We start from the raw sequence: 23,633 nt of genomic DNA, 5'->3' as shown, positions 1-23,633 counted from the left end.
CGATCGGGAAAATTTCAATTATCACCTTTGACACTCCCCCAGCTCGGTGAGGTTTCGCTTTCGCTCACTCTCACAAGCGAGCTTTGTGGGGGAAGCTGCCCCCACAAACGTCGCGCCTAGAAGCAGGGAGATTCTCAGTTCAATGACCCATCTTGCTATCACAGGTTTGCACCAGCGATAGTAGAGGACGAATCTCCCTGAGCGATTCCAATATCTAGTATTGAGATTCCGGTGTGCCCCACCGTGCCTATTGCTTTGGTCAATATATTGAGCGCGGCATTATGGTCGCGTCCGAGTTCACAGCCGCACTGACAAGAGTGAGTACGGGTAGACAACGACTTCTGCACAATTACGCCACAGCTAGAACATTCCTGGCTGGTGTAGGCGGGATTTACTGCAATTGTTACCCGTCCAAATATCCGCCCAAATGTCTCTAGCCAAACTCTAAATTGATACCATCCCGCATCAGAAATCGATTTGGCTAAACAATGGTTCTTAACCATGTTTCTCACTCTTAAATCTTCGTAGGCTACCAAGTCGTTAGACCGGATTACGTTTCGCGCCAATTTTACAGCGTGATCTTTCCGTTGCCTGCTTATTTTAAGGTGGGTCTTACCTAGCTTGATTCGAGATTTGATGCGGTTGTTTGAACCTTTAACCTTGCGAGAAACTAAGCGTTGTGCCCGTTTCACTTTCACTTCACCAGCTCGGTAAAACTTAGGATTTTTAATCTCTAAGCCGTTTGAATCGGTGTAGAAACTAGAAATTCCGACATCTAATCCAATCGTGTTACCAGTAGCAGGTAAAATCTCTGTCCGGTCAACAGAAATGCAAAATTGCACAAAGTAACCATCTGCTCTCTTTACCAGCCTTACCCGTTTGATTTGGTCGGGCTGGTAAAAGTTTAGATCTCTGGTTCCTTTGAGTTTTAACCTACCGATGCCTTTCTTGTCAGTAAAGGTAATCGATTTGCGGTCATCGCTCAATGCCCACCCCGACGTTTTATATTCGACTGAACGGTTGTCTTTCTGGAATTGAGGAAAACCTTTCTTACCAGCAATTTTACTTTTACAGTTATCGTAAAAACGCTGAATTGATGCCCAAGCACGCTCGGCTGCTGCTTGACGTGCCATCGAATTGAGTTGGTTGGCAAACGGGAACTCTTTAGCCAGCACAGCACAGTATTTATTGAGGTCGTAACAAGACTTTGCCCTGCCATCCATCCAAAGCCGAATAGCTTTGTTGCGGATGAACTGCACTGTCCGAATTGCCTCTTCAACTGCGTTGAACTGGCTAGATTTGCCGTAAACTTTATACTCAAATACGAGCATTAGGGGGTATTGGTTTGGCTATGCTTATGACGAATACAATATCATAAATCAATGGATTGAACAAGGGTTGTCATTGTTCAAAGACGTTAGGCGGCTGAAGCCGCACGAGTCGTCTTTCATCCGTGCGCTAAAGCGACACGATTTTCAGGCATCCCGCCATCTCCTGATAAAATTTGATTTTGCGATAGTAAACACCATTTCTGGGTGAATACTATAGTAAGATGTCCTAGTTAATGACACACAATGAATTCAGACTACATCAGCCTCTATTCGCTCGCGCAAAGCTTTCTGTGCTGTAACACTCTCATCCTCAGAACAGTGAACTTAAACGAAAGTTTTAGAGATTTTAGTTATTCAATTGCATAATGAGGGTACTATATGTATAAATTTTCGATCTCACTAATCGTTCACAATGTATAATTCGATTCACTAAAGTCCCTTTTTCGATCTGCCGTGCAAAAAGACTGACAAAAAATAATGGCTTTATTTATTAAGCATTCCTCCTCACAAGTTAGCGATATGTCGTCTTCCAGGAAAATCAATCTTCCCGAGGCTTGTCCTATTCCCCGGAAAGATTATCCTAGTGCCCCAGAACTTAACTCGCTGACACCCCTGAAAACTTATCCCCCGATCGATCTCAAGATTATCAATCAATTTTTTCCGCCAGATTATGCGGCAACAGGTCAACTTATTGAAGAATTAGCTCACAATCTCAAGATCTTTGGGCGGGTAGATGTATTCACCAGCCAGCCTTCTTATGCCTTTGAGCGAGATGATTCGCCGCGTACGGAATTTCATAACTCTTTAAGCATTCGTCGTTCTCAATCCGCCCGCTTTTGGCCCCAGCGCATTCGCGGTAAAGCAGTTGCTGGCGCGATATTTTTTGTGCGGACAGCGCTCCATCTGCTCCGCCACGCTAACGATCGCGAGATTGTCGTCCTGACTACCGCACCACCGTTTTTACCCTTGCTAGGCTATTTACTCAGCCGCATTTGCCGCATTCGCTATGTCTGTTTGCTCTATGATATTTATCCAGACATCGCGATCGAATTAGGTGTCATCAAGCCGCACCATTGGCTAGTCAAAATCTGGGAGCGACTCAACCGTCTGACTTGGAAACATGCTGAGGCAATTATTGTCTTGAGCGAAAATATGAAAGAGCGGATTGTGGCTAAACAATCAGGTCTGGAGGCGAAAATTGCGATTATTCCCAGTTGGGTCGATCCCGAACAGATCGCACCCATTCCCAAACAGGATAACTGGTTTGCCCGCGAACACGGACTAGTCGAGCCATTCACCGTGCTATACTCTGGCAACATGGGGCGTTGTCATGATATGGACACTTTATTTGACGCTGTAACTTTGCTACGAGATACACCGATTCGATTTGTGTTTATCGGCAGCGGGGAAAAACGCAAACAATTCCAGCAGTCGGCGATCGATCTGGGATTGACAAATTGTTTATTTCTACCTTACCAATCTCGGGAAAATCTCCCTTATTCGCTAACTGCTTGTGATGTATCGATCGTGAGTGTAAGTGAGGGAATGGAGGGCTTAGTCGCACCGAGTAAGCTATACTCTGCATTAGCATCCGGTCGTCCGATCGTGAGTATTTGCCCCAAAAGCTCTTATCTAAACGACGTTTTCGATCGAGCTAATTGTGGTGCTACCGTTCGCAATGGCGATGCTCGCGGTTTGGCACAATATCTACACCGCCTGAGCCAAAATCCTCGGCTGGCACAGGAACTGGGTCGCTCTGGTCGTGAATATTGTCGCAGCAATTATACATCTGAAAAAATTGCGCGCGATTATTTGGAGTTATTTCAATCGATAGCCTAGATCTACAGATCGATCGTCACTAGCTCAGATGTCCTCTGATACATATGGGTAACTCGTATTGAGTTACCCATTTTGCTGTCTAAGTAGGTAGGTGCAATTATTCATATAATAAATTACGCCTGAAACCTAGTCGGTGGGCAGTGCCCACCCTACTGGCTATTCACTAAGTAGGCGAGTGTAATTATTTATAGAGTAGATTATCCCAAATCCTGTTTACATACCCAGCTCATTAGCCCTCACCCCCAACCCCTCTCCCAAGTTTGGGAGAGGGGAGCAGGAGCCGGAGGCGACTGCGGGGTGAGGGCGACGGGTTTGTGCCTGCAACAAGAAGTGTTGATAAATTGGATTTGGTATTATACCTGAAACCTAGTCGTGGGCAGTGCCCACCCTACTGGGACTATTCCCTATTCCCTATTTCTGACTTTCGCTGGTGCGGACAAAGTTAGCGAGGATCTGAAGACCAGTTGTAGAGGACTTTTCGGGATGAAACTGTACTGCCATAATATTAGCTTGAGCGATCGCGGCGGTAACGGTTTGAGTACCGTGTGTGACAGCAGCGGCAGTCGTCGTTGACACACTCGGCTCGACATAGTAGGAATGATCGAAATATACCCACACAGCGGGGGCTATTTGCCCCCACAGCGGACAGTTTGACTGAGTGAGGTGGAGTTGATTCCAGCCCATTTGTGGGATGGTTAGATGGGGTTCTGGCTGGAACTTCCGGACGATGCCGGGAATTATCCCTAAGCCAGCCTCTCGTCCTTCCTCAGATCGATCGAACAAAATTTGCAAACCCAGACAAATGCCCAGAAATGGTTTGCCGCTGGCAATAATATCTTTGAGTGGCTGCTCCAAATCGCGATCGCGAATCTTTTTGACGGCAGGATCGAAGGAACCAACTCCCGGCAAAACGATCGCATCGGCGCTGGCTAATTCTGATGGTAAATGGGTAATTAACGGCTCGGCACCCGCATGTTGTAAACCCTTACAAACTGAGTGTAAGTTGCCCATATCGTAGTCTACAACAGCAATTTTTAGCATGGCAGTGGAATTTGACTGAGTGAGCGTGAAAATTTTGGGAGTGCCTAAACTGTTTTCGGCGCAGAATTGGAGTTTAACTCGGATAAATTAGGTCGGGTACACAGGTAGTAAAGTGCCCCAAATAGCGGAATTAATGATAATGCGTTCACTAATTTCGGGTTGTCAAAGTGCCGCCGCTTCATATCATCTGGGATTAAGACTGGCAGCAGTAATGTCAGCAGACAAAAGTCTAAACTCATCACATGAATGAACCGATTAGTTTGCCATTGTTGGGCAAAATCGGCAAAGTTTCCCTGACTGATGCCATAGCTGAGCAGTACGATCGTCGCGATCGTCAAACTGATGCCCAACCAGCGAGAATCAACTAGTTTGATGATACCATTTCGCTCGATCGGACTGGCACTGGGCCGATTCTCCAGGGGAGAGGCTACGCCAACGCGATTAGCTGGATCGGACACTCGCAAAGCGAGATAAGGTAATATCGCAAAGGCACCAACACCGAAAGATGCCGCACTAAATAGTCCCGCTCGTAGCTTTTGAGTTTTGCCATCAATGAGCATTAGGCAAGCATAAATCATCGGTAACACGCCCATCAGATTGAATAAGGCAATTACTAAGGGATTAATACCGTCCCATTTACCTGTGGACAGATCGATGATTAGTTGTAGTGTATCGCTACGATTCTCCAGAGGAGAGGCTTCGCCAACGGGTGGAGCTAATAAGAAAGCGTAGCCAGTAAATAGCAGCCACAATGTCCCAAAAATCAGTTGATTCGACCTCATCTAAATTATTACGCTCCTAAAACATTGACGATCGATTTATTCCTGACTGATTGCTGTCGAGATATATTTAGCCGCTGATTTGACCAAGGCGATCGAATCTTCATACAGCATCCGTTTGGGACCGAGTAGACCTACACTACCGACGGGAACTGAATCTTGATGGTAGTTAGTCGAAATCAGCGTACAAATTTGCATCGGCTTGAGCGGATTTTCAGCGCCGATTCTGATCTCAATTTTAGACTGCTGCGGGTCTAGTTGGGCTTCCAGACGATCGAGGGCATGAATCTGTGGATTGAAGATTAACTCCCACAATTTGTCTTGCTCTGATTCTAACAAATGCAGTAGATTTTTCACTTGTTGGAGTTGGGAAAATTCGGGCTGACCGAGGACTTCCGAAATCCCCCAAATCATAATCTGTGATGAATGAATGGGTTTAGCTTGCCTAGATAAATCGACCAGCGAATTACTCATCAAACTGATATATTGCTGACACTGCCAATTATCCGGGTGAGATTCGGCACCAATTAATTCGCTCCAATCTAATTTAGATACTTCGAGTAAAGATCTACCGCGCAGTTTACTATTTAAAAAATTTGATAGCATCTGGAGTTCTCGATCGAACAACTCTTCGGCGAGAGTCGGCAAATCTGGGGGTAATTGAACGATTAACGATTGGGTTTCATAAGAGTCCCACACTACGATCGCCATAATTTTGCGCTCATCAGCACGCACGAGTTGAATGTGTTTGACACTCAAGCGACGGTTTTGAGGGAGGGTAATCATCGTGATATAACCGCTGAGCGTCGCCAAGACTTCGACGGCACCGCGCATGATGGCTTCGATACTCCACCCATCCCAATCGAGCTTGTCAGCAAGCGCCCCAGCGACTTGACGACCGATGTCCGGCGATGGCTGGATCGCTCGATCGACATAAACACGATAACCCGAATCTGAAGGAATTCTGCCAGCCGAAGTATGGGGTTGGTATAAAAATCCGGCCTTCTCCAAAGTTGCAAATCCACTGCGAATTGTCGCTGGACTAATATTCAAATTGTAGCCATCTACTAGCGTTTTTGAGCCAACAGGTTCGGCGGTAGAAATATACTGACGAATAGTTGCCCACAAAATCTGTTGATGACGCTGATTCAAATCGAATGACATAGACTAATACCGCTGCACGGAATTAAGAGTTGTGGGGGTTCTTTAGTAGATCCGGTGTCGGCGATCGTTGGGAATGGCGATCGAATAGCGATTAGTTTTTTGCCAATCGGACTAGATCTAAATAAAAAAGTCTGGTGTAATTATTTTGGTTAGATCTTATTTGCTCGTTGGCGTAGCTTCTGGAGAAGGAGAATCGGGCGATCCCGTCGGAGAATACTATCGTAACCGATCTGGGCAACTGCTACCAAAATTCGATTCTCTTTCTCCAGGGGCTGTGCCTACGGCAGGCTACGCCAACGCCAACGCTAACGAGCTAACTGTGGCGCGGAGCGAACCATGTATGCTTTGGTAGCTTCAGGATCGAGACAGGGGTGAGGGAAAATTCGATCGCCATCATGAGCTAGTATTTGGGTAAACTCGCATCTACATGACGGCTGTAGGCATCAATCCCGCCACTAATATTGCTAACTTGACTAAAACCACGATCGCTCAACCACTGACACATCTGCGCCGATCGCATCCCATGATGACACAAAACAAAGGTAGCGAGATCCTTATCCAGGCGGGTGTAGATTTCTGGCGACCAGTCGGCATGTTCGCTCAATGGTAGATTAATAAATCCCGGCAATGCCACAATGGCTAATTCTTGAGGTTCCCGGACATCTACAAATTGGCACTGCTCATCATTATTAGCGGCTAGCTTGGCAGCTAATTCGGTCACAGTGATTTCAGTAAAATTCATTAATTTATAGCTGAGTTGTAAAGCTAGTTTAGCGCTAAATCCGAGCGGGCTGTCGTTGGCGATATTCACGCTACATCTGGCAACTGTCGCTGGCGCACGTACAACCATAGTAAACCGAGGGAACCGATCGCAATGCCGACCAAGCTGACTACCTGCGAAATTCTCAGCGCACCCCACATCAAACTATCCGTTCGCAAGCCTTCGATCCCAAATCTCCCGACCCCATAAGCAATCAAATAAACTAAAAAAATCGAGCCTGTCTTCAAGCGATGATGGCGAGTATCGGCAACAAATAACCCCATCAACAGTGTAAATACTAATAAATTCCACAAAGATTCATACAAAAACGTTGGGTGAAAATAATTAGCTTCTCTAGGAATATATAATCGCCACGGTAAATCTGTCCGCGAGCCATAAGCTTCTGAATTAAAGAAGTTACCCCATCTGCCGATCGCTTGTCCTAATGCTAGCGATGGGGCAACAATATCAGCTAACTGCCAAAAGGAAATTTGCTTGAGTTTAGCAAAGATAATTGCCGCGATCGTCCCGCCAATAATTGCCCCATAAATAGCAATACCGCCCTCCCAAATTTTAATAATCTGCGCTGGATCTCTGGCATAAGTCGGCCACTGAAAAGCCACGTAATACAGTCTTGCAGAGGGAATCGCAGCTAGTATCAGCCAAATTGCCAGATCGGCGATCGCTTCTGGATCGACTTGGCGCGATTTTGCCAAGCGCATCGATAAATTAACACCAATTAAGACTGCACTAGCAATCAATACGCCATACCATTTTAAACGAAACCCTCCTACCTGAAAAATTTCTTCTCCTGGCGACACAAATGTCCATGCCAATGGCGATCGCGTGAAATCGAACCAATCGCTATATGCCCCTAAAATCGTTGTCAAATCTAGGCTTGCTGGTAATGTAACAAATAAATTTGCTACCCCCAACGGGAAATTGAGAAACTCAGCTAACATATCTAATTCATTAACAGTTAATAATTGCCCGACTAATAATGGCAAGGTCAGAGTTGAAAAGTAAGCATCGATCTAGCTGCGAACATTTGCGCTGAGCCGATCTACTGACAACCCATATGGAATGCCTAACTCGATTTAAATATCTCGCGTCAATAAATCGTCAAGACGATCGATATCGCTGCTGCTAAGTAGTGGCGATTGTGACTCAGCATCGCTGTCGATATATTCAGGCGCGAATTTGTCCCAGCCGGACGTATTGACTGGTGTCGATGCCGAGCGGAGCGCAATTGGTTTGAGTGGGAGGGGATTTAAGGGACTGCGGACTGAGTGTACAGCTCGATCGGGTAAGATCGAAATCGGCGAAGTTGACTGAGGCTGTGGCGCTCCCGCTTCAAACTGAAAATCTTCATCTTCAACCCATTCTTCCCACACTTCACCATCTCGGTCTACAGATAGATCGAAATCCTCATCCAACGCTGGATGAGTCGGTAGTTGGGGCGCAACTGTAGTGGGATCGATCGATGTCGTCCAAGGGGGAAGATTCTCTGCACGTTCCAAGCTGCCAGCCGTTGCAGGTAAAGCAGTAAGAATTGCCTCAAGCTGTAGCAGGTAGCTACAAACGAGCCGATGACTATCCGCAACCCGCTCGATATGTAACTGTTGCAGCTTGAGATAATTATTGTTATCGGTAACGAGCTTTTTGCCGACTTCATTCTCGACATTGCCAGTGAGGAGATTAATTTTAGTGCGGAGGTATTCACTACCCGAAGACCGATGATGGGGCAGATCCTCAGTCATGCGGGTGGTAATATCCAATTCGCTGGCGGATTGGATTGCCAATGCCAACGCTTCCTGAATTTGTCCGGCTTGCAATTTGGCTTGAAATTCTTGGCTAGAGATCATAGGGGTTCGATTAACAGGATTCACCAGTAATGCGTGAGATCGTAATTGAGTTCGGCGAGCATCGATCGCAGTAAGGGGAGACTCAGACCGATGACATTGCTATGACAGCCCTCAATTTTGTCAATGAAGGCACTTCCTTTGCCTTCTAGTGCAAAACCTCCAGCACAGACCAACGGTTCGCCAGTGGCGACATAGGCTTGAATCTGAGCATCCGACACGCGACCGAAATAAACTTGCGTCATCCCGCAGCGGACGACCTGTTTGGTTTGGCTTTGGTCGATGAGTGCGTGTCCGGTGTAGAGCGTACCGCACCTACCCCGCATCTGTTGCCAGCGGCTAAACGCTTCATCTGGATTTTGCGGTTTCCCAAAAATTTCCCCATTGACAACTAATACCGAATCACATCCCAAGACTAGCGAATTGCTAACTTGTTCCAATACGACTTCAGCTTTGCGCAAAGCCAATGTCTCGACTAAAGCGATCGGATCTGTTAATTTAATCAGCGATTCATCAAAGTGACTGACACAGACTAGAGGGTTAATCCCGACACTTTGTAATAGTCGGCGACGGGCGGGAGAAGCGGAAGCTAGCACAAAGTTAGTAGTCATAGTTGAGTAACCGATCGCGAGCGGCTGTTTAAGCTACGCTAAAAGAATTAATGACTTCATCGAAGACTTTTTTCATTTTCGTCCACCGTCGATCGGTAGTCGAGGCATTGAAGGTAAATAGTTTACCGCGACTGACAACTACGCTAGCAATATTATGACGATGGCTAGTGGGTAATTTGACATCATATTCGAGGACGTAGTAGGTTTTGCCCTTGGCTTCATGCGTCTCGGCACTAATCAATTCGGCTTCACGTCCCGATCCTGGCGGTGCGATCGCATTTTTGCCCAGCTTGTAACCGACATCGGAAGCAGTACCCAGATCGCTGAGTTTCTTATCTTTATCCACTTGACTGATGACGACACTGACGTTCTCGCTAGATTCGATCAAGTCATGGAAAATAATATCCGCGCCTTTAGTCGTTTTGACTGCTACCCAGCCATTAGGATAGAGAAACTTGTAACCATCCGCAGTATCGATATAGCCTTGCAGTCCCGCAGCCTGCACGGGAGCGACATTGAGTTGTAAGACGATCGCCAGTGTCAGGATGAATGACACGGTAATTTTTTTCCACATGATCTTCTGAATTTAATCGCGATACTTATCGGTAACAATTATAAGCTCTTAAGGCAAGCAGCCTGAGTTTGGCAGTGAAGATCTTGCTAACTTGGGACTGGGGGACTGGGGGAGGTTATTACCTATTACCTATTACCCATTACCCTTTACCCTTTACCCCTTCCCCCTTCTCCTCGATCGATCCTCCCACAAATTCGGGCTGGGGCACTAAACTATGCTGCTGGCGGATGAGATCGATTGTCCCTTTGATCGTCCCCGCAATTGGCACGGCGACAATTACACCCAACAATCCCGCAATTTGACCGCCGATCAATAAACAAATCAGGATCGCGACTGGATTTAGACCGATAAACTCGCCCATCAATTTGGGTGCTAACAAGTTATCTTTGACTTGCTGAATCACAATTGCGGCAATTAAGACGGAGATGCCCAATCCAAAGTTTTTTAGCATAATCACGATTGTCACCAGTCCGATCCCCAAGCTAGCACCGATGAACGGAATTAGTTCTGAAGCTCCGATAAAGATTGCGAAAGACAAGCCAAATGGGACTTTTAAAAAAAAGAAAGTCGGCGTCAGTGTCGATGCCATAAATATCCCTAAAATCAACTGACTGATAAAAAAGTTTTGGAAATTCAGTCGCAATGATTCACTCAGAGGCATCCCAATCCGCTCGGGAATAATGCCAATCAGACCCTGCCACAATCGATCGCCATAAATCAACATGTAGACAGATAATACCACGATCGATAGTGTGTCGATGACGCCAGATAGAGTACCTACTGCCAACCCTACTACTTGAGAACCAATAATTTGGATTTGAGTATCGATTTTGGCATTAATCTGGGTACGCAAGACATTAAAGTCAATCGGGAAGCCTTTTCCTTTGCCCCATTCTTCCCAAGCATTGATATTATCATTACTAGCTTGGAGCCACTCTGGGATCTGCTGGATTAGTTCGGTAGTTTGATCGAGGGCACTGGGCACGACAGTTACGCCCAAAATTACTAACAGCGCGATCGTAAGTAATAAAACGCCAATAATTGCCGGGATGCGGCGAAAATGGATTCGTTCGAGAATTTTAACTGGATAGTTGAGTAAAAACGCGCTCAGTGCCGCGATCGTCAAAATAGTAATCAGGTGCTCGAAATATCTAAAAAACTGTGACAGCACCCATATATTCAGTCCAATAACTGGAAATCCTAACCCGATAATTGCTAAGTTTTGAAGATTGGTTGGAAAACGGCGCATTGGGGATCGAGCTGTGAACGGTAGCATATTCATTAGTTTAAGCGACGATCGACATCTAAACACCACCAGCAACGTGTGACTCGATCGCAACTCGATCTAAGATAGGTGAGTATTTAGTCCGCGCCTTAGAGGATGTCTGAAAAGTCAAATTGCTTCGTTTCCAGTAGGTAAATCCCCCTGCTTGGTGCAACGCACGCTGAGGAAACCTCAGCGCGATTGCATCCGCTAAATCCCCCTTAAAAAGGGGGACTTTCAATCCGGTTCCCCCCTTTTTAAGGCTTGCTCGGGTGGATTTCCAGGGTCTATGCTTAACAGAATTGACTTTTCAGATACTCTCTCAGGATCGAAATACTTTCGCTCCCAGCAGCTCACCCTTAATCCCTCACCGATCTGTGACTGAATCGCCAAAACCAACCAAGTCGATTGCCAATATTGCCGGGATCGTTGCTGCGGCAACCCTGATTAGCAAAGTCTTCGGACTAGTCCGCCAGATGGCTCTAGCCGCCGCCTTTGGCAATGGCGTCGCGATCGAGGCGTTTACTTATGCCTATGCTATTCCCGGCTTTTTACTGATTTTACTCGGTGGGATCAATGGGCCATTTCATAGCGCGATCGTTAGCGTCCTCGCCAAGGAAAAAGATAAATCGCAAGTAGTCCCGATCGTCGAGACAATTACCACGATCGTCGGGCTGGTATTGTTACTCGTTAGTATGCTGATCTTCTGCTTTGCCAGTAATGCGATCGACTTTTTTGCGCCGAGTTTGACTCATAGTACCGATGCCATCAGAGGTGCCTTGGTGCGCCAAAGTGCGATCGAGCAGCTCCAGATCATGTCCTTAATGGCAGTCCTCGGCGGCTTGATTGGGATTGGGTTTGGGACGCTCAGCTCGGCGGATTTTTATTGGTTGCCCTCGATTAGTCCGCTCCTAACTAGCGCCACCACCATTATTGGAGTCGGTGGCTTGGCGATCTATTTGGGACGGAATATTATGCTCCCGGAATATGCCCTCCTCGGCGGGAGAGTGCTAGCAGGAACAGCTCTAGTCGGCGCACTGCTGCAATGGTTGATGCAGGTAATTGCACAATGGCGAGCGGGATTGGGCACGATTAAACCCCGGTTTGAATGGCGGCGACAGGGAGTAAAAGATGTCTTAAAAATTCTCGCCCCCGCGACGTTCTCCTCTAGCACCTCCCAAATCAATTTGTTTATCGATCTATCCTTTGCCTCTGGAATTGCGGGTGCAGCTTCAGCAATGCAGTACTCTGGCTTACTCGTACAGACGCCACTCGGGATTATTTCCAATATGATTTTGGTGCCCCTATTGCCAGAATTCTCCCGCTTAGCAGATCCGAGTACTCGGACGCAGCTCAAAGATCGGATTCGCCAGATCTTAGTGCTGACGGGGATTACCATGCTACCGCTGAGTGCGATTATTGTGGCATTATCTTTCCCGATCGTCAAAACCGTCTATCAGTATGGGGCGTTCAAAACTCAAGACTCGCAGTTAGTCGGCTCGATTTTAATTGCCTCGGGTTTGGGGATGTTTTTCTTTTTGGCGCGAGATGTTTTGGTGCGAGTTTTCTATGCGCTCGGCGATGGCAGTACGCCATTCAAAATTAGCATGGTCAATATTTTCTTTAACTTTCTGTTTGACTACTTGTTATGGAAGCCATTTGGAGCCGCTGGGATTACCTTATCGACGGTTTGTATTAATATTATTTCCTTTTCGACGATGCTATTCTTGCTCGATCGACGGTTGAATGGTTTACCGTGGCGGGGCTTTTTACCACTGGTGGGGATATTTATTGCTAGTGTAATCACTGGTGGCATCGCCTGGGGTACTAGTTATGTGTGGCAGCAGTTTGTCCCGATGAGCAATACCTTTACTTTAATATTGCAACTGGTCTTATCTGGAGGCATTAGCTTAACTGTCTTTCTAGCGATCGTCTCCCAACTAAAGTTACCGGAATTCGACCGATTTATCGGTCAATTGCGTCAGAAAATATTTCGTAAATAGCTTATTTAATTATTAACTATTAATTATTAACTATTAGTTACTCCTTACCCAGCGTTTGAAGTGCTGCTTAGTATCGGCATCGAGTAAACTCCAAATTCCCAATGTTCCAGAGAAGAAAAAGACCACACTCGCCACATATAGCATCGAGACAATTAACGCCGTCCACCATGCCCAAACTTGAGACTGTCGCAGCTTAAAAATTAGCCCTTCAATTAACATACCAATCCCAAAAATTCCGCAGCCTACATAGAGAGTATTGAGAATAGATTCCCATTCGGTAATACCCAATCGTCCTTGTGGGGCTGCTGTCAAAATTCCGTAAGGATTGCGCAGGATTAAAACTAAAAAGATATATAAATAAATAGTAAAGCTGATATTCCAGTGTAATCTTTTCAACCAGTTCCAGTAAGTAAGAATCCCGACAATGCAGAGAATTGCGATCGCATCAAACCAAAAGTGAGAATTGGGACGGGGCGCATGAATACTGCCACTATTAAACACAAACATTAAGATCAGCAGACTAATCGGAACAGAGCGTAAACTCCAAATTGTAATAACTAATGAGGTGGGAATTGGTGTAGTGGTGAGGAGCATCAATCTCAATAATTAATTTAATATGACAACCTGACAATCGATCGAGCTGTGACGAACTTGTAAAGGCTGATGCTAAACCGTTAAATCGAGCTGAGGATGCGATCGAGAGCTAACTCAAATACAGCAGTCGAGTAGAATCTAGGTGGTAGCAATCTATACCCGCCATCATAACAAATGTTACTCGGATGCAATCAGCCAAAGTACTGACACCATCTGCTGTCTGGGTTAGCACTGTGGAAATTTAGCTCGACTCGATCGCTGTCCCATTAGATAATCCTCAGCTTAAACCGGACAAGTTTTGTTAAAGTGAGAAGTGTAGACTGCAAGCGGATGGGAAGGCAAAATCATGGCAGGTAAACTTTTAGTAGTAGACGACGAACCAGGATTGCGGGAAGCGGTTCAAGCATATCTCGAAGATAGTGGGTACACCGTCCAAGTGGCGAGTAGTGCTAAAGATGCCTGGGAATTGTTACAACATCAGTTGCCTGACTTGGTTATTTCCGATGTGATGATGCCGCAGGAAGATGGCTATCAGTTTCTCAAAAGAATGCGGGATGATGACAGATTCAAAGCCACGCCTGTAATTTTCTTAACGGCTAGAGGCATGAAAGCCGATCGCATTTCTGGCTATCAGGCGGGTGTCGATGCCTATTTATCCAAACCCTTCGATCCTGATGAACTGATCGCGATCGTCCAAAATCTCCTAGAACGCCGCACCGTTGCCGTAGCTGCCTCCCAAAACCCAGAAATGGAAGGAATCGCCAAACAAATCGCCGCCGAGCTACGCGGGATGCTCAACCCCACCAGCGGCATCGTCAAAACGCCACCCCCAATCCGGATCGATCTGACCCCGCGCGAACAGAGCGTCTTAGATTTAGTCGCCGCTGGCTTGATGAATAAAGAAATTGCCAAGCAGCTCGAAACCAGTGTCCGAAATGTCGAGAAGTACGTCAGTCGTCTGTTTGGGAAAACAGGCACGAATAGCCGCACTGAGCTAGTCCGATATGCACTCGAACATGGATTGACGAACTAATCTAATATTGCTACCACTACTCAAAATAGTTGACATCACTTACCGTGAAGCCGAATCCACATCAGCAGACTCGGCTTCTCTAAACTGGCTTAAGATCTCCTATTTATATTTCGTCTGATGACTCTGCGGATTGGTCTGCGGCGATATTTTCGGTTAGAACGAATCCGCTTGCGGAGAGTTGGTTTAGGCTGGACTCGATCGGGTTTAACTTCGGGTTCACCTAATGGCTCGCCGGGTTCGGCTGGCTTATCTTTGGAGTCATCAGGTTTACTTGGATTGAAGATATTGGCAATCTGAAGACTGGCTAACTGAGCTTCTAAAACCTTGGTTTCCGAGATTGTTTCAAATGCGCGAATATTGCTCATACTACCGATCGTCTTAAGATTCAGCAGCGATAGATTCAGCGGCATTTCTGGCGAAACTTTTTCGGCCAACGATAGCAAACTATAGGCGATAATATACGTTTCAGAACCAATACTTACAGTTTGACCTTTGGTATAGTAATTAGTTGCAAAAGCACCGCTCCCAAATACATTAATAAAAGCTTGGAAATTGCCGAATTCAAACTGACCGTTAGTGCTCATTGCTCGCCATTCGGGAGTCAAGTCTTTGAGCTTAATTGAAGTCGGGATGCTATTCCCGCTCAAAACATTCGCTAAACTTGGATCGGCAGCTATTTTTGTGCCGCCGATCGCCGAGCGAATCTCTGGTACGTCTGCACTGAATACTGGCTCAAAAGAACCGATCGCCATTACGCCTAGTAGTCCCCAACAAATTTTTTTGATATTTAACATGAAAGATAGATACATTAACCTGCGAAATGATATCACTTTCAGGTGGATCGCGATCGCGATCGGAGCTATCTTTGTCATCTATTAAGCTTACACAAGCGAACTTAACGGTTAAATAAAAAATGTTCGTAGAGATTCAGGAGATATCGATCGACTACGATCTTCTACACTCACTTTTGAGATTCCGATCCTGTGGTGGTTTGAGTAGGATCGATCGGGATATTTTTAGTAACGATTTCAGGCTCAACTGCCAGCGATTTTGTGGGTTCGATGTTGACTGCTGCTGGTGGTTGAGCTGGAGATCCCAATGGTTTTGATGGCGCTGGCGCTGGCTTGACTTCTAGCTTAATCCAAGCCTCATCTTCAGGGACAGAACCATCTGTGGCTGGTGGTGCGATCTTAGTTACGGGAATAGAATCGATCGACTGTGGCAGCGTCACCTTGGGGGGACTGGAGTTGACAGGAGTTGGTGGTGGCGCGGGAGGAGCGACTTTACTGGCGATTGGTGTCGATCGATCGGAGGTCACTGGGGGCACTTTGACGCGTTCTAAGGGAATGCTACTAGCGACAGGTGTTTGCCCGCTACTGGGGCGCTCGGGTGTAGCTGCTGGCACTGACTGAGGCTGTCTGGAAGTTGCGGCGAGTGGTGTAGGCGTTTTTTGAATCTGTTTGATGACTTCAGGGGTAGCCCGACGGGAATCGCTCGGCTGTTGGCGGTTAGTAACATTTGGCTCGGTATTACTCGATCGATCGATCGGGACTAGTTGACGGCGCAGCTTAAATGTTTCCCAACCAAACCAGCCGAGCAACGCCACACTAGTAGTTTGACCGACCAAGATCCCTCCCGTTACTTGACGGGCGTACAGCCATAAAAATAGTGCGTAAAATAAGCCGACGCCACTCCAAATAAAATCCTGCTTGCGATGGATTTCTGGAAACAAGAAAGCCCACAAATACAATCCCACGCTACTCGTACCAACTAATACAGCTAAGATATATGCCAGCATTTTTTTAGACTACTCCTACGAGCCAACAGCTTAAACTTAGACTCAGCATCGCATATCTCGGTCGTCGCGATCGTGATCTCAGACCGATCGAACATCGCCACGCGATCGACAATTTAATAAGTAATAGTTGAGATGAAGATCGCGATCTTCATCTCAACTACTATCTTATGCCCAAAGCCTAAACCCTAAACCCCAAAGCCTAAACCGTCGCCGCAACAGCTTCGACTTTTGCAGGTAACAACTCAATGTTGGTAAAATTGAACTCGGTAGTCACTGGCTTGCCATCTTCCACAGCTTCGATAATCCGTTGACTGAGGATTTGGTAATCGCCGACTTTTTGATAGTTATCTTCAAACACGATTTTACCGCTCTTGATTTCGCCTGTAGCTGGATCGGCATAGATCGAGTCATAGCGATGAGAGAGATAACCCGCCCCAGTATCGTGACTGCTGAAGGTGTCGATCGTCACCATAATGCCGTGAATATGGCGATGAACGTGGCAGACTTCGTTATTTCGCAGTTTATAGCGATCGCCCTCGGACTTGCCGCCCATGAGGATTTCTACTGCACCTGTGGCGTCAGTTTCACCATAGCTAAAGGTATTTTTACCATGAGTCTCCGCAAAAGTACGGCGCACGCGATGGATCGCGACTTCCCGCAGTTGACCGAGAATTGAATTACGAGCTTCCTCATCCTCAATCCCCATGACTTCGGCACTCAAATTTGCTTTAACGACGATCGTCCCATTCAAGACGGTATCGCCATACTTGAACTCGACTGCTGCGGTATAGCCAGGAAAATTCGGCTCCCAAGTGTAACGATTTTCGTATGCAGCCTGAAAAAGTTCCTGTGCCGATTTTGATTCTGTCATCTTGCCTAAACTTGTGATTTGGTATTTAATCCTATTTTAAAGATTTTTGACTACATTTTCGCTCCATGACGATAAGTTACCAATTAAGATGATTAGCCCAGATCCCCAATTATCGACTTCAGACTTTGATGGCGTAGCCGCAGCTTTCGCCATCGAGCGGCAATTATGGCTACCGACATTAAGCCAATCGAGCGAAGATAAACAGAAAATTGCCGCTGGGTTATTATTATGTCTATCACTAGCGATCGGTCAAACGATCGATGGTGTCAAGATCGAACGCATCGATCGAATCTATCCACCCGGACGCAATCAGGGTCTGATTGACTTTAAATTAGTGTGTCGCTTACCTTCGGAGCTGCAAGTCGATCTAGGAATATGTATCCTACCATTTGCCGATCCCCAACTTGTCAATGCAGCTTGTAATCGACTATTAGTATATAAAGATTTCGGAATCGATCGCTTATGCTTGCTGCGTCAAAGCGAATTGATGACCGATTTTCGACAATTACCGACCTGTTTGCCCAAGCTCTTATCTGCGGATATTGGCGGTCATTTTATCCCGCTCAAATCTTCAGATATCTTAGCTATTCTGGTAGTTTTGGCAGTATTTCAGCACAAACAACAGTATGAGTTATCGAGCGAACTAATTCGCGCCTACCTACTCCAAATGGAACCATTGAGCAACAGCGAGCTAGTAAAAAATATTTTGGCGATCGCGCAATTTTAAGAATTTAATTCGTTGGGAGATGAGAGTTCGGAGTTCGGAAAACTGGTGAACTGAAAAATTAATTATCTCCCATCTCCCATCTCCCACACATCAAAAAAATGGATATCCTGACGATTTTACGCCAAGACTATGCGAGATTCCCGATCGATCAAAGTTATGATATTTATGCTGAAGATGTTTATTTTCAAGACCCCCTGAACCGCTTTCGGGGAGTAAAACGCTATCGCCAGATGATTAGCTTTATCGAAAAATGGTTCGAGCATCCCACATTTGAATTATATGCCCTCGATCGGGTCGATCGAGCCATTACCACCCGCTGGGCATTGAGCTGGAATACCCCGCTACCCTGGAAACCCCGCATCACAATCAGTGGCAAAAGCGAATTAGTCGTGAATGAATCAGAGTTAATTGTCAGTCATATCGACTACTGGGATTGCTCTCCATTTGATGTAGTGAAACAACATTTTAGAGGGTAGAGGGAATAGGGGATTAGGGGATAGGGGATAGTGGATAGTGGATAGTGAATAGAAAGACGCTCGCGTCTAAAACTCATTACCTCTTACCTCTTACCTCTTACCCATTACCTGTCCCCTATTCACTATTCACTATCCCCTATCCCTCTACCCCCGATTCCGCTGCGACCACACCCGCGTCGGTAAACCCCAGACATAGATAAAGCCTTCGGCTGCTTTGTGATCGAAGCGATCGTCGGCACCATAGGTAGCTAGATTGTCATCATAGAGACTGTACTCTGACTTTCTGCCGACGATCGTTGCATTGCCCTTAAATAGCTTGATGCGGATGGTGCCAGAGACTCGCGTTTGGGTTTGGTCGATAAAGGCATCCAAGGCAGCTTTAAGCGGCGAATACCATAGACCGTTGTAAACGATTTTGCTGTATGTTTCTTCGATGCTGCGCTTGTACTGAGTGACATCGCCAGTGAGGGTCAGACTCTCTAGTTCGCGATGTGCTTGAATCAGCACAGATAGAGCTGGAACTTCATAGATTTCCCGCGATTTGATGCCAACGAGCCGATTTTCTACCATATCAATCCGACCGATGCCATGATTGCCCACAGTTTGATTTAACTGGCTAATCAAACTAACTGGAGTAAGTGCGACCCCATTAATACTTACGGGAACGCCACCAGTAAAACCAATTTCGATATATTCTGGCTCGTTGGGAGTATTTTCGATCGCTTTAGTCAGTGCATATACTTCTTCAAGTGGCTCTACCCAAGGATCTTCGAGCGGCCCTGCTTCTACGCTGCGTCCCAATAAATTAAGATCCACACTATATGGTGAAGATTTTTTAACAGGTGAGGGAATTCCACATTTTTCGCCATAAGCGATCGTTTCTTCGCGGCTCATCCCCCATTCGCGTGCGGGTGCTAATACTTTTAAGTCAGGATTGAGAGCCGCAATCGAGACATCAAATCTCACTTGGTCGTTACCTTTACCCGTACAGCCGTGCGCAACGGCATCAGCACCATATTCCGCCGCCGCTTCGACTAGCAGTTTGGCAATGAGGGGACGTGCTAGCGCTGTCGAGAGGGGATAGCGATTTTCATACAGCGCATTTGCCTTGAGCGCGGGAAAAGCGTAATCGGCAATAAAACGTTCTGTCGCTTTGGCAACTAGCGACACACTCGCACCAGAGTCTAAAGCTTTTTGACGAATCGGTTCGAGTTCGTCTCCCTGTCCTAAGTCAGCCGCAAGGGTTATTACTTCTTCGACACCCCATTCCTGCTTGAGATAAGGAATACATACGGAGGTGTCTACACCACCAGAATAAGCAAGCACAACTTTTTTAGCACGACCCATAGGTATTTCACTCCCGATAACGAGTTTCTATTATAGGGGTAAAGTAGATCTGAAAATTGTTCGAGATTTGACAGCAAGGGAGTTGGGAGTTGGGGAGTTGGGGAGTTGGGGAGTTGGGGAGTTGGGGAGACGGGGAGTTGGGGAGTTGGGGAGATCGAAAAAACAGGTGCCGGATCTTAAAACGATCTGACACCTGTGAGGGTATATTACGCGATCGAGCATTGATGACCGATCTCTATTCACTATCCACTATCCACTACCCACTAAATTAAGATTTAGCTTCGAGACGAGCGTAGAATAGACCGCGAATTTTGACTTCTTTGGGATCTAGAGCGCCTAAGTCGGTATCGGAAGGTTGCTCGCTCTCGAAGATGCCAGCAATTTCACCAGTAGCACTGTTGACTTTGGCAACCTCAAAGTTGATTTTCCCTTTGGATGTTTGAGCGCGTTTGGTGTTCTTACGATCGCCTTGACGATTTACGCCTTCAGCTTGGAGGGCATTGGCATCGGTGTAACCACTAGCAACACCACGACCTTTAGGATCGAGGAAGACGTTACCGCGATAGGATGGTACTTTATACTCACCAGCAAAGTCAGTAGAAGTATTGATGCTATCTACACCAGGTTGACTGGTAGCAACTAATTCCTTGACGGTAAAGAGGAAAGGTACTAACTCACCACCGGGCATCTTGACTGTGATCGCCTGGAAGTCGATCCCATCTTCTTCTTTGAAAGTGAGCGTCCGATCGTCGGATAGTGATACCGATCCTCTAATCTGATCGAGGCTGGAAGTTGCCCGCGTGACCAATTTACCTGCTACAAACTCAGCTTCTTGACGTTTATTTTGAGGTTCTTCTTTGACAAAGTAATTAGTAGGTTGGATGCACATGTCTACTAACTGATAGCCTTTAGCGGCATCCAAGGGAATCGACCCCCGACTGGTATCATCGATCACCGGACAGTTGTTGGCTAGTCCCGTGCCTCGAATATCTTCATATGTAAGTACAGTGGTTGCTGATACCGGAGCATCACTGCAAGCCGTCAACAAGCCAATACAGATGGCTAGCAGAGCGGCGACTAATCCGCGAAATTTCATGATGAACCTCAATCTTCGATATATTTTATGTTATGGCAGTCTTTAGCTATCTTTGTCTATGAGTATACCCAGCAGCGAAATTAATCTTCAAGATTGTGTTCGATCTTCACTAGAGACACAGTAAGATAATTGTCTTGTCGATCGGTATTTTACAACGCGCGCGCCGCCTACATACCATTTGACGACAAATGATTTGAGAATATTTGTGTTTAGATTTATTTGTAGATCTACAATGTATTAATTTTTATTAAACTTACTTGACAAACTAAGCTAAATGAACCCAGATATAGACGTTAATTCACCACCACAGCTAGCATCAACCGAACTGCCATCAGCAGTACCTGCGATCCCAAAACAGCTTGGCTTCGTCGATGAGATCCACGAAATTGCCGAGCGAGATCGTCACGATCCACTAGCACTGTTGAGATTGCTCCGCACTCTAGAACAGTTACACCGCGAAATTCAGCAAGGCTATTTTCAATCAGCGCTGCCTAATAGCCGTCAAGCTTTGTATGCTTTGTTACGAGATATCGAAGAAAATGGCGGCTGGCCATACATTCAACGGTGGAAACTCCAGGAACTATTTGCCAATCTATCAGAGCAAGAAAAGTAGGTATATCGCGAACGCTTGTGGCGATCGTACTCGATCGATCTAGGTCAGGTAACGCCATTTCTACAACATTAACTTTGAGATGTTTAATGTAACGAATGTACGCACTACTGAAGGCTTTGAGATATTTAAAGGTGTGAGATTAGGTAATTCGGCTGGACTTTTTGGTAGAGATACCAACCAACTTGTTGAAACTGATAGAATCTCGATCGTAAACATTTTAGTCTTGGCTGCATTGCCGTTCGGAATGTTCGCGCACGAATCGATCGCTGAACGCCGCCAACGATTTAGCAGTTTTAAGTAAAAGAATTATAGCGTTACTTCCAGATCGACATGACATTGAAATACGAACATATGCATGACAATCTAAACGACCAGCCGGAGATTCCGGTAGATTCTCATCCCGACCTTCAACAGCATCCCCAAGATGCGCGTGAATATTACAATCGAGGTCGGCTGCGGGATCTAGGAGGAGATCGAGAAGGGGCGCTAGCTGACTATAACTGTGCGATCCAAATCGATCCTAGTTATGCTAAAGCATATGTCAATCGGGGTCTATTACGCGCTCGATTGGGAGATAAACAAGGAGCTTTGTCGGATTACAATCGGGCGATCGAATTGGACGATCGCAGCAGTACTAATTACTATAATCGGGGCAATGTTCGCTATCGTCTCGAAGATCTGCATGGTGCCTTGGTCGATTACGATCGAGCGATCGAATTAGATCGCCATCGTGCCAAAATTTATTATAACCGTGGTTTAACTAGAGTTTATTTAGGCGACCGACACGGTGGCATTACGGATCTCCAAGCAGCAGCCGAGTTATTTCGCCAGCAAGATCGGGATTGGGACTATCAGCGCACTTTAGAAAAAATTCAGGAAATTTAGGCGGCGGTGGAGATCTGGTCTAATACCAAATCCGGTTTGCAAACACTTCTTTTACTAGCACAAGCCCTTCGCCCTCACCCCGCCCTCGCCTCCGGCTCCGGATCCCCTCTGGCTTGTCTTGACGCGCTCGACCTGGAGGGAACCTCCAGAACGCGCGTCGCTGATTCGCTTAACCGTCGGGAAACCCGACGAGCGCGAATCGCTCCCAAGCTTGGGAGAGGGGCTGGGGGTGAGGGCAAGGGGTTTCGATCGCAAAAGAAGAGTTTGTTAATCGTATCTGATACATGCCTGCCCTATTTGGATCGAGCCGTTCAATTAGGAGCGCGATAGTTCTTCGATGGTGGTTTCTTGGCTACTTACCCAGGCGATAGTAGCGACACCGCGCTCGATGGCAATTTGGCGAACTCGATCGCGATTTTCATTGTCAAGGTACATCTCAACTCGCACGGATGCGGCTGTCGCTCTCAATTTGTCCGCATACATCAGCGCCGCAGCAGTTGCATCAGAAGTCGTCGCCACTACTAACCAGTCGGGTTTGGTAGTTGTACGCGGCATCAAGGGGTGAGTTTGCAGCACTTGTTGCAAATCTTCAATATTCAGGGCAAAGCCGATCCCAGGGAAATTTTGCCCCTGTGGGTGATAGAGCGCCAGTAATTTGTCGTAGCGTCCACCTTTACCGAGAATATGAGCGCGATCTTCAGTAACGCTGACTGCCTCAAAGACGATGCCAGTATAGTAATCAAAGGTTTGGATCAGACTTAAGTCCAAGATCAGCGGCAATGGTGTTGGACTGGTGGTAGTCAGTAAATCGATTAAAGTTTGGAGATGGGCGATGGTTGCTTGGCTCTGGGGATCGAGTTCGAGCTGAGTCAATCGTGCCAATACTCCAGCCGGATTGCCCCGGAGATCTAGCAGCCAGAGTGCTAGTTGCTGCTGCTGAGGCGTCAGCGGCAATCGTTCGAGGG

26 protein-coding genes are annotated in these 23,633 nt (G+C 46.5%); 9 read left to right on the top strand and 17 right to left on the bottom strand.

From position 1 onward, the window contains the following. Positions 1–158 precede the first annotated feature (158 nt). Complete coding sequence (locus tag RMO52_RS11190) at positions 159–1,331, bottom strand: transposase (protein WP_310414047.1); 1,173 nt, start codon at positions 1,329–1,331, stop codon at positions 159–161. 477 nt (positions 1,332–1,808) lie between these two features. Here RMO52_RS11190 and RMO52_RS11185 point away from each other — a divergent pair, with 477 nt between their 5' ends. Further along, positions 1,809–3,170 carry a glycosyltransferase family 4 protein gene (locus tag RMO52_RS11185; protein ID WP_309743821.1) on the top strand — a complete coding sequence of 454 codons (1,362 nt, stop codon included), beginning with the start codon at positions 1,809–1,811 and terminating at the stop codon, positions 3,168–3,170. Positions 3,171–3,581: 411 nt separating this feature from the next. Here RMO52_RS11185 and hisH read toward each other — a convergent pair whose 3' ends face one another. From hisH to hrcA, 3 genes are read right to left on the bottom strand one after another with little or no spacing between them, the layout of a single operon-like run. Then, positions 3,582–4,211, bottom strand: a complete 630-nt coding sequence (gene hisH, locus RMO52_RS11180) for an imidazole glycerol phosphate synthase subunit HisH (RefSeq protein WP_309743823.1) — start codon at positions 4,209–4,211, stop codon at positions 3,582–3,584. 44 nt (positions 4,212–4,255) lie between these two features. After that, a complete protein-coding gene (locus RMO52_RS11175) occupies positions 4,256–4,993 on the bottom strand; it encodes a DUF2834 domain-containing protein (RefSeq protein WP_310414043.1) in 738 nt (245 codons plus the stop codon). Between the two features lie 36 nt (positions 4,994–5,029). Continuing rightward, positions 5,030–6,154: a heat-inducible transcriptional repressor HrcA gene (hrcA, locus tag RMO52_RS11170; protein WP_310414040.1), complete on the bottom strand. Its 1,125-nt coding sequence runs from the start codon at positions 6,152–6,154 to the stop codon at positions 5,030–5,032. Positions 6,155–6,299: 145 nt separating this feature from the next. On the opposite strand from hrcA, the gene RMO52_RS11165 reads away from it, so the two are divergent. After that, the gene (locus RMO52_RS11165; RefSeq protein ID WP_310414038.1) at positions 6,300–6,506 is read left to right on the top strand and encodes a hypothetical protein; all 207 of its coding nucleotides are present in this window, start codon (positions 6,300–6,302) and stop codon (positions 6,504–6,506) included. Positions 6,507–6,554: 48 nt separating this feature from the next. Here the strand turns inward: RMO52_RS11165 and RMO52_RS11160 are convergent, their stop codons facing one another. From RMO52_RS11160 to RMO52_RS11135, 6 genes are all read right to left on the bottom strand, one after another. Beyond that, entirely contained in the window at positions 6,555–6,896 is a 342-nt protein-coding gene (locus RMO52_RS11160) for a rhodanese-like domain-containing protein (protein ID WP_310414035.1), read from the bottom strand. Between the two features lie 65 nt (positions 6,897–6,961). Further along, positions 6,962–7,921: a prolipoprotein diacylglyceryl transferase gene (lgt, locus tag RMO52_RS11155; protein WP_310414032.1), complete on the bottom strand. Its 960-nt coding sequence runs from the start codon at positions 7,919–7,921 to the stop codon at positions 6,962–6,964. A gap of 90 nt (positions 7,922–8,011) precedes the next feature. Further along, on the bottom strand, positions 8,012–8,779 hold the full coding sequence (locus RMO52_RS11150) for a hypothetical protein (RefSeq protein ID WP_310414029.1): 768 nt from the start codon (positions 8,777–8,779) through the stop codon (positions 8,012–8,014). 20 nt (positions 8,780–8,799) lie between these two features. Then, complete coding sequence (locus RMO52_RS11145) at positions 8,800–9,387, bottom strand: nucleoside triphosphate pyrophosphatase (RefSeq protein ID WP_309741709.1); 588 nt, start codon at positions 9,385–9,387, stop codon at positions 8,800–8,802. Positions 9,388–9,415: 28 nt separating this feature from the next. Beyond that, complete coding sequence (psbP, locus tag RMO52_RS11140) at positions 9,416–9,961, bottom strand: photosystem II reaction center PsbP (RefSeq protein WP_309741710.1); 546 nt, start codon at positions 9,959–9,961, stop codon at positions 9,416–9,418. A 139-nt stretch (positions 9,962–10,100) separates the two neighbouring features. Beyond that, complete coding sequence (locus RMO52_RS11135; RefSeq protein ID WP_310414025.1) at positions 10,101–11,210, bottom strand: AI-2E family transporter; 1,110 nt, start codon at positions 11,208–11,210, stop codon at positions 10,101–10,103. 392 nt (positions 11,211–11,602) lie between these two features. On the opposite strand from RMO52_RS11135, the gene murJ reads away from it, so the two are divergent. Beyond that, positions 11,603–13,228: a murein biosynthesis integral membrane protein MurJ gene (gene murJ / locus RMO52_RS11130; RefSeq protein WP_310414023.1), complete on the top strand. Its 1,626-nt coding sequence runs from the start codon at positions 11,603–11,605 to the stop codon at positions 13,226–13,228. A gap of 33 nt (positions 13,229–13,261) precedes the next feature. On the opposite strand, the gene RMO52_RS11125 is transcribed toward murJ, so the two are convergent. Next, positions 13,262–13,822, bottom strand: coding sequence for a hypothetical protein (locus RMO52_RS11125; protein ID WP_309741058.1), 561 nt, complete (start codon positions 13,820–13,822; stop codon positions 13,262–13,264). Between the two features lie 346 nt (positions 13,823–14,168). On the opposite strand from RMO52_RS11125, the gene RMO52_RS11120 reads away from it, so the two are divergent. After that, on the top strand, positions 14,169–14,855 hold the full coding sequence (locus RMO52_RS11120) for a response regulator transcription factor (protein WP_309741057.1): 687 nt from the start codon (positions 14,169–14,171) through the stop codon (positions 14,853–14,855). Between the two features lie 89 nt (positions 14,856–14,944). On the opposite strand, the gene RMO52_RS11115 is transcribed toward RMO52_RS11120, so the two are convergent. From RMO52_RS11115 to RMO52_RS11105, 3 genes are all read right to left on the bottom strand, one after another. Then, the gene (locus RMO52_RS11115) at positions 14,945–15,727 is read right to left on the bottom strand and encodes a hypothetical protein (protein ID WP_310414019.1); all 783 of its coding nucleotides are present in this window, start codon (positions 15,725–15,727) and stop codon (positions 14,945–14,947) included. Positions 15,728–15,816: 89 nt separating this feature from the next. Further along, on the bottom strand, positions 15,817–16,653 hold the full coding sequence (locus RMO52_RS11110; RefSeq protein WP_309741055.1) for a Ycf66 family protein: 837 nt from the start codon (positions 16,651–16,653) through the stop codon (positions 15,817–15,819). A 199-nt stretch (positions 16,654–16,852) separates the two neighbouring features. Further along, a complete protein-coding gene (locus RMO52_RS11105; protein ID WP_309741053.1) occupies positions 16,853–17,524 on the bottom strand; it encodes a DUF3386 domain-containing protein in 672 nt (223 codons plus the stop codon). Between the two features lie 46 nt (positions 17,525–17,570). On the opposite strand from RMO52_RS11105, the gene RMO52_RS11100 reads away from it, so the two are divergent. After that, on the top strand, positions 17,571–18,251 hold the full coding sequence (locus RMO52_RS11100; RefSeq protein WP_310414015.1) for a hypothetical protein: 681 nt from the start codon (positions 17,571–17,573) through the stop codon (positions 18,249–18,251). Positions 18,252–18,349: 98 nt separating this feature from the next. Continuing rightward, on the top strand, positions 18,350–18,727 hold the full coding sequence (locus RMO52_RS11095; RefSeq protein ID WP_310414012.1) for a DUF2358 domain-containing protein: 378 nt from the start codon (positions 18,350–18,352) through the stop codon (positions 18,725–18,727). A 144-nt stretch (positions 18,728–18,871) separates the two neighbouring features. Here the strand turns inward: RMO52_RS11095 and RMO52_RS11090 are convergent, their stop codons facing one another. Then, positions 18,872–20,074: an argininosuccinate synthase gene (locus RMO52_RS11090; RefSeq protein ID WP_309741048.1), complete on the bottom strand. Its 1,203-nt coding sequence runs from the start codon at positions 20,072–20,074 to the stop codon at positions 18,872–18,874. A gap of 268 nt (positions 20,075–20,342) precedes the next feature. Next, on the bottom strand, positions 20,343–21,170 hold the full coding sequence (locus tag RMO52_RS11085) for a photosystem II manganese-stabilizing polypeptide (RefSeq protein ID WP_310414009.1): 828 nt from the start codon (positions 21,168–21,170) through the stop codon (positions 20,343–20,345). A gap of 274 nt (positions 21,171–21,444) precedes the next feature. Here RMO52_RS11085 and RMO52_RS11080 point away from each other — a divergent pair, with 274 nt between their 5' ends. From RMO52_RS11080 to RMO52_RS11070, 3 genes are all read left to right on the top strand, one after another. After that, positions 21,445–21,783 carry a hypothetical protein gene (locus RMO52_RS11080; RefSeq protein ID WP_310414006.1) on the top strand — a complete coding sequence of 113 codons (339 nt, stop codon included), beginning with the start codon at positions 21,445–21,447 and terminating at the stop codon, positions 21,781–21,783. A 79-nt stretch (positions 21,784–21,862) separates the two neighbouring features. Beyond that, the gene (locus RMO52_RS11075) at positions 21,863–22,084 is read left to right on the top strand and encodes a hypothetical protein (RefSeq protein WP_310414003.1); all 222 of its coding nucleotides are present in this window, start codon (positions 21,863–21,865) and stop codon (positions 22,082–22,084) included. 50 nt (positions 22,085–22,134) lie between these two features. Further along, on the top strand, positions 22,135–22,668 hold the full coding sequence (locus RMO52_RS11070) for a tetratricopeptide repeat protein (protein WP_309742095.1): 534 nt from the start codon (positions 22,135–22,137) through the stop codon (positions 22,666–22,668). Between the two features lie 315 nt (positions 22,669–22,983). On the opposite strand, the gene RMO52_RS11065 is transcribed toward RMO52_RS11070, so the two are convergent. After that, a partial coding sequence (locus tag RMO52_RS11065) for an ATP phosphoribosyltransferase regulatory subunit (RefSeq protein ID WP_310414001.1) occupies positions 22,984–23,633 on the bottom strand: 650 nt, incomplete at its 5' end.

The sequence above is a fragment of the Chamaesiphon sp. OTE_8_metabat_110 genome, assembly GCF_031382685.1.
GTDB lineage: Bacteria > Cyanobacteriota > Cyanobacteriia > Cyanobacteriales > Chamaesiphonaceae > Chamaesiphon.
The sequence above is the reverse complement of the archived record's forward strand: the minus strand, read 5'-3'. Positions and strand labels throughout refer to the sequence as shown.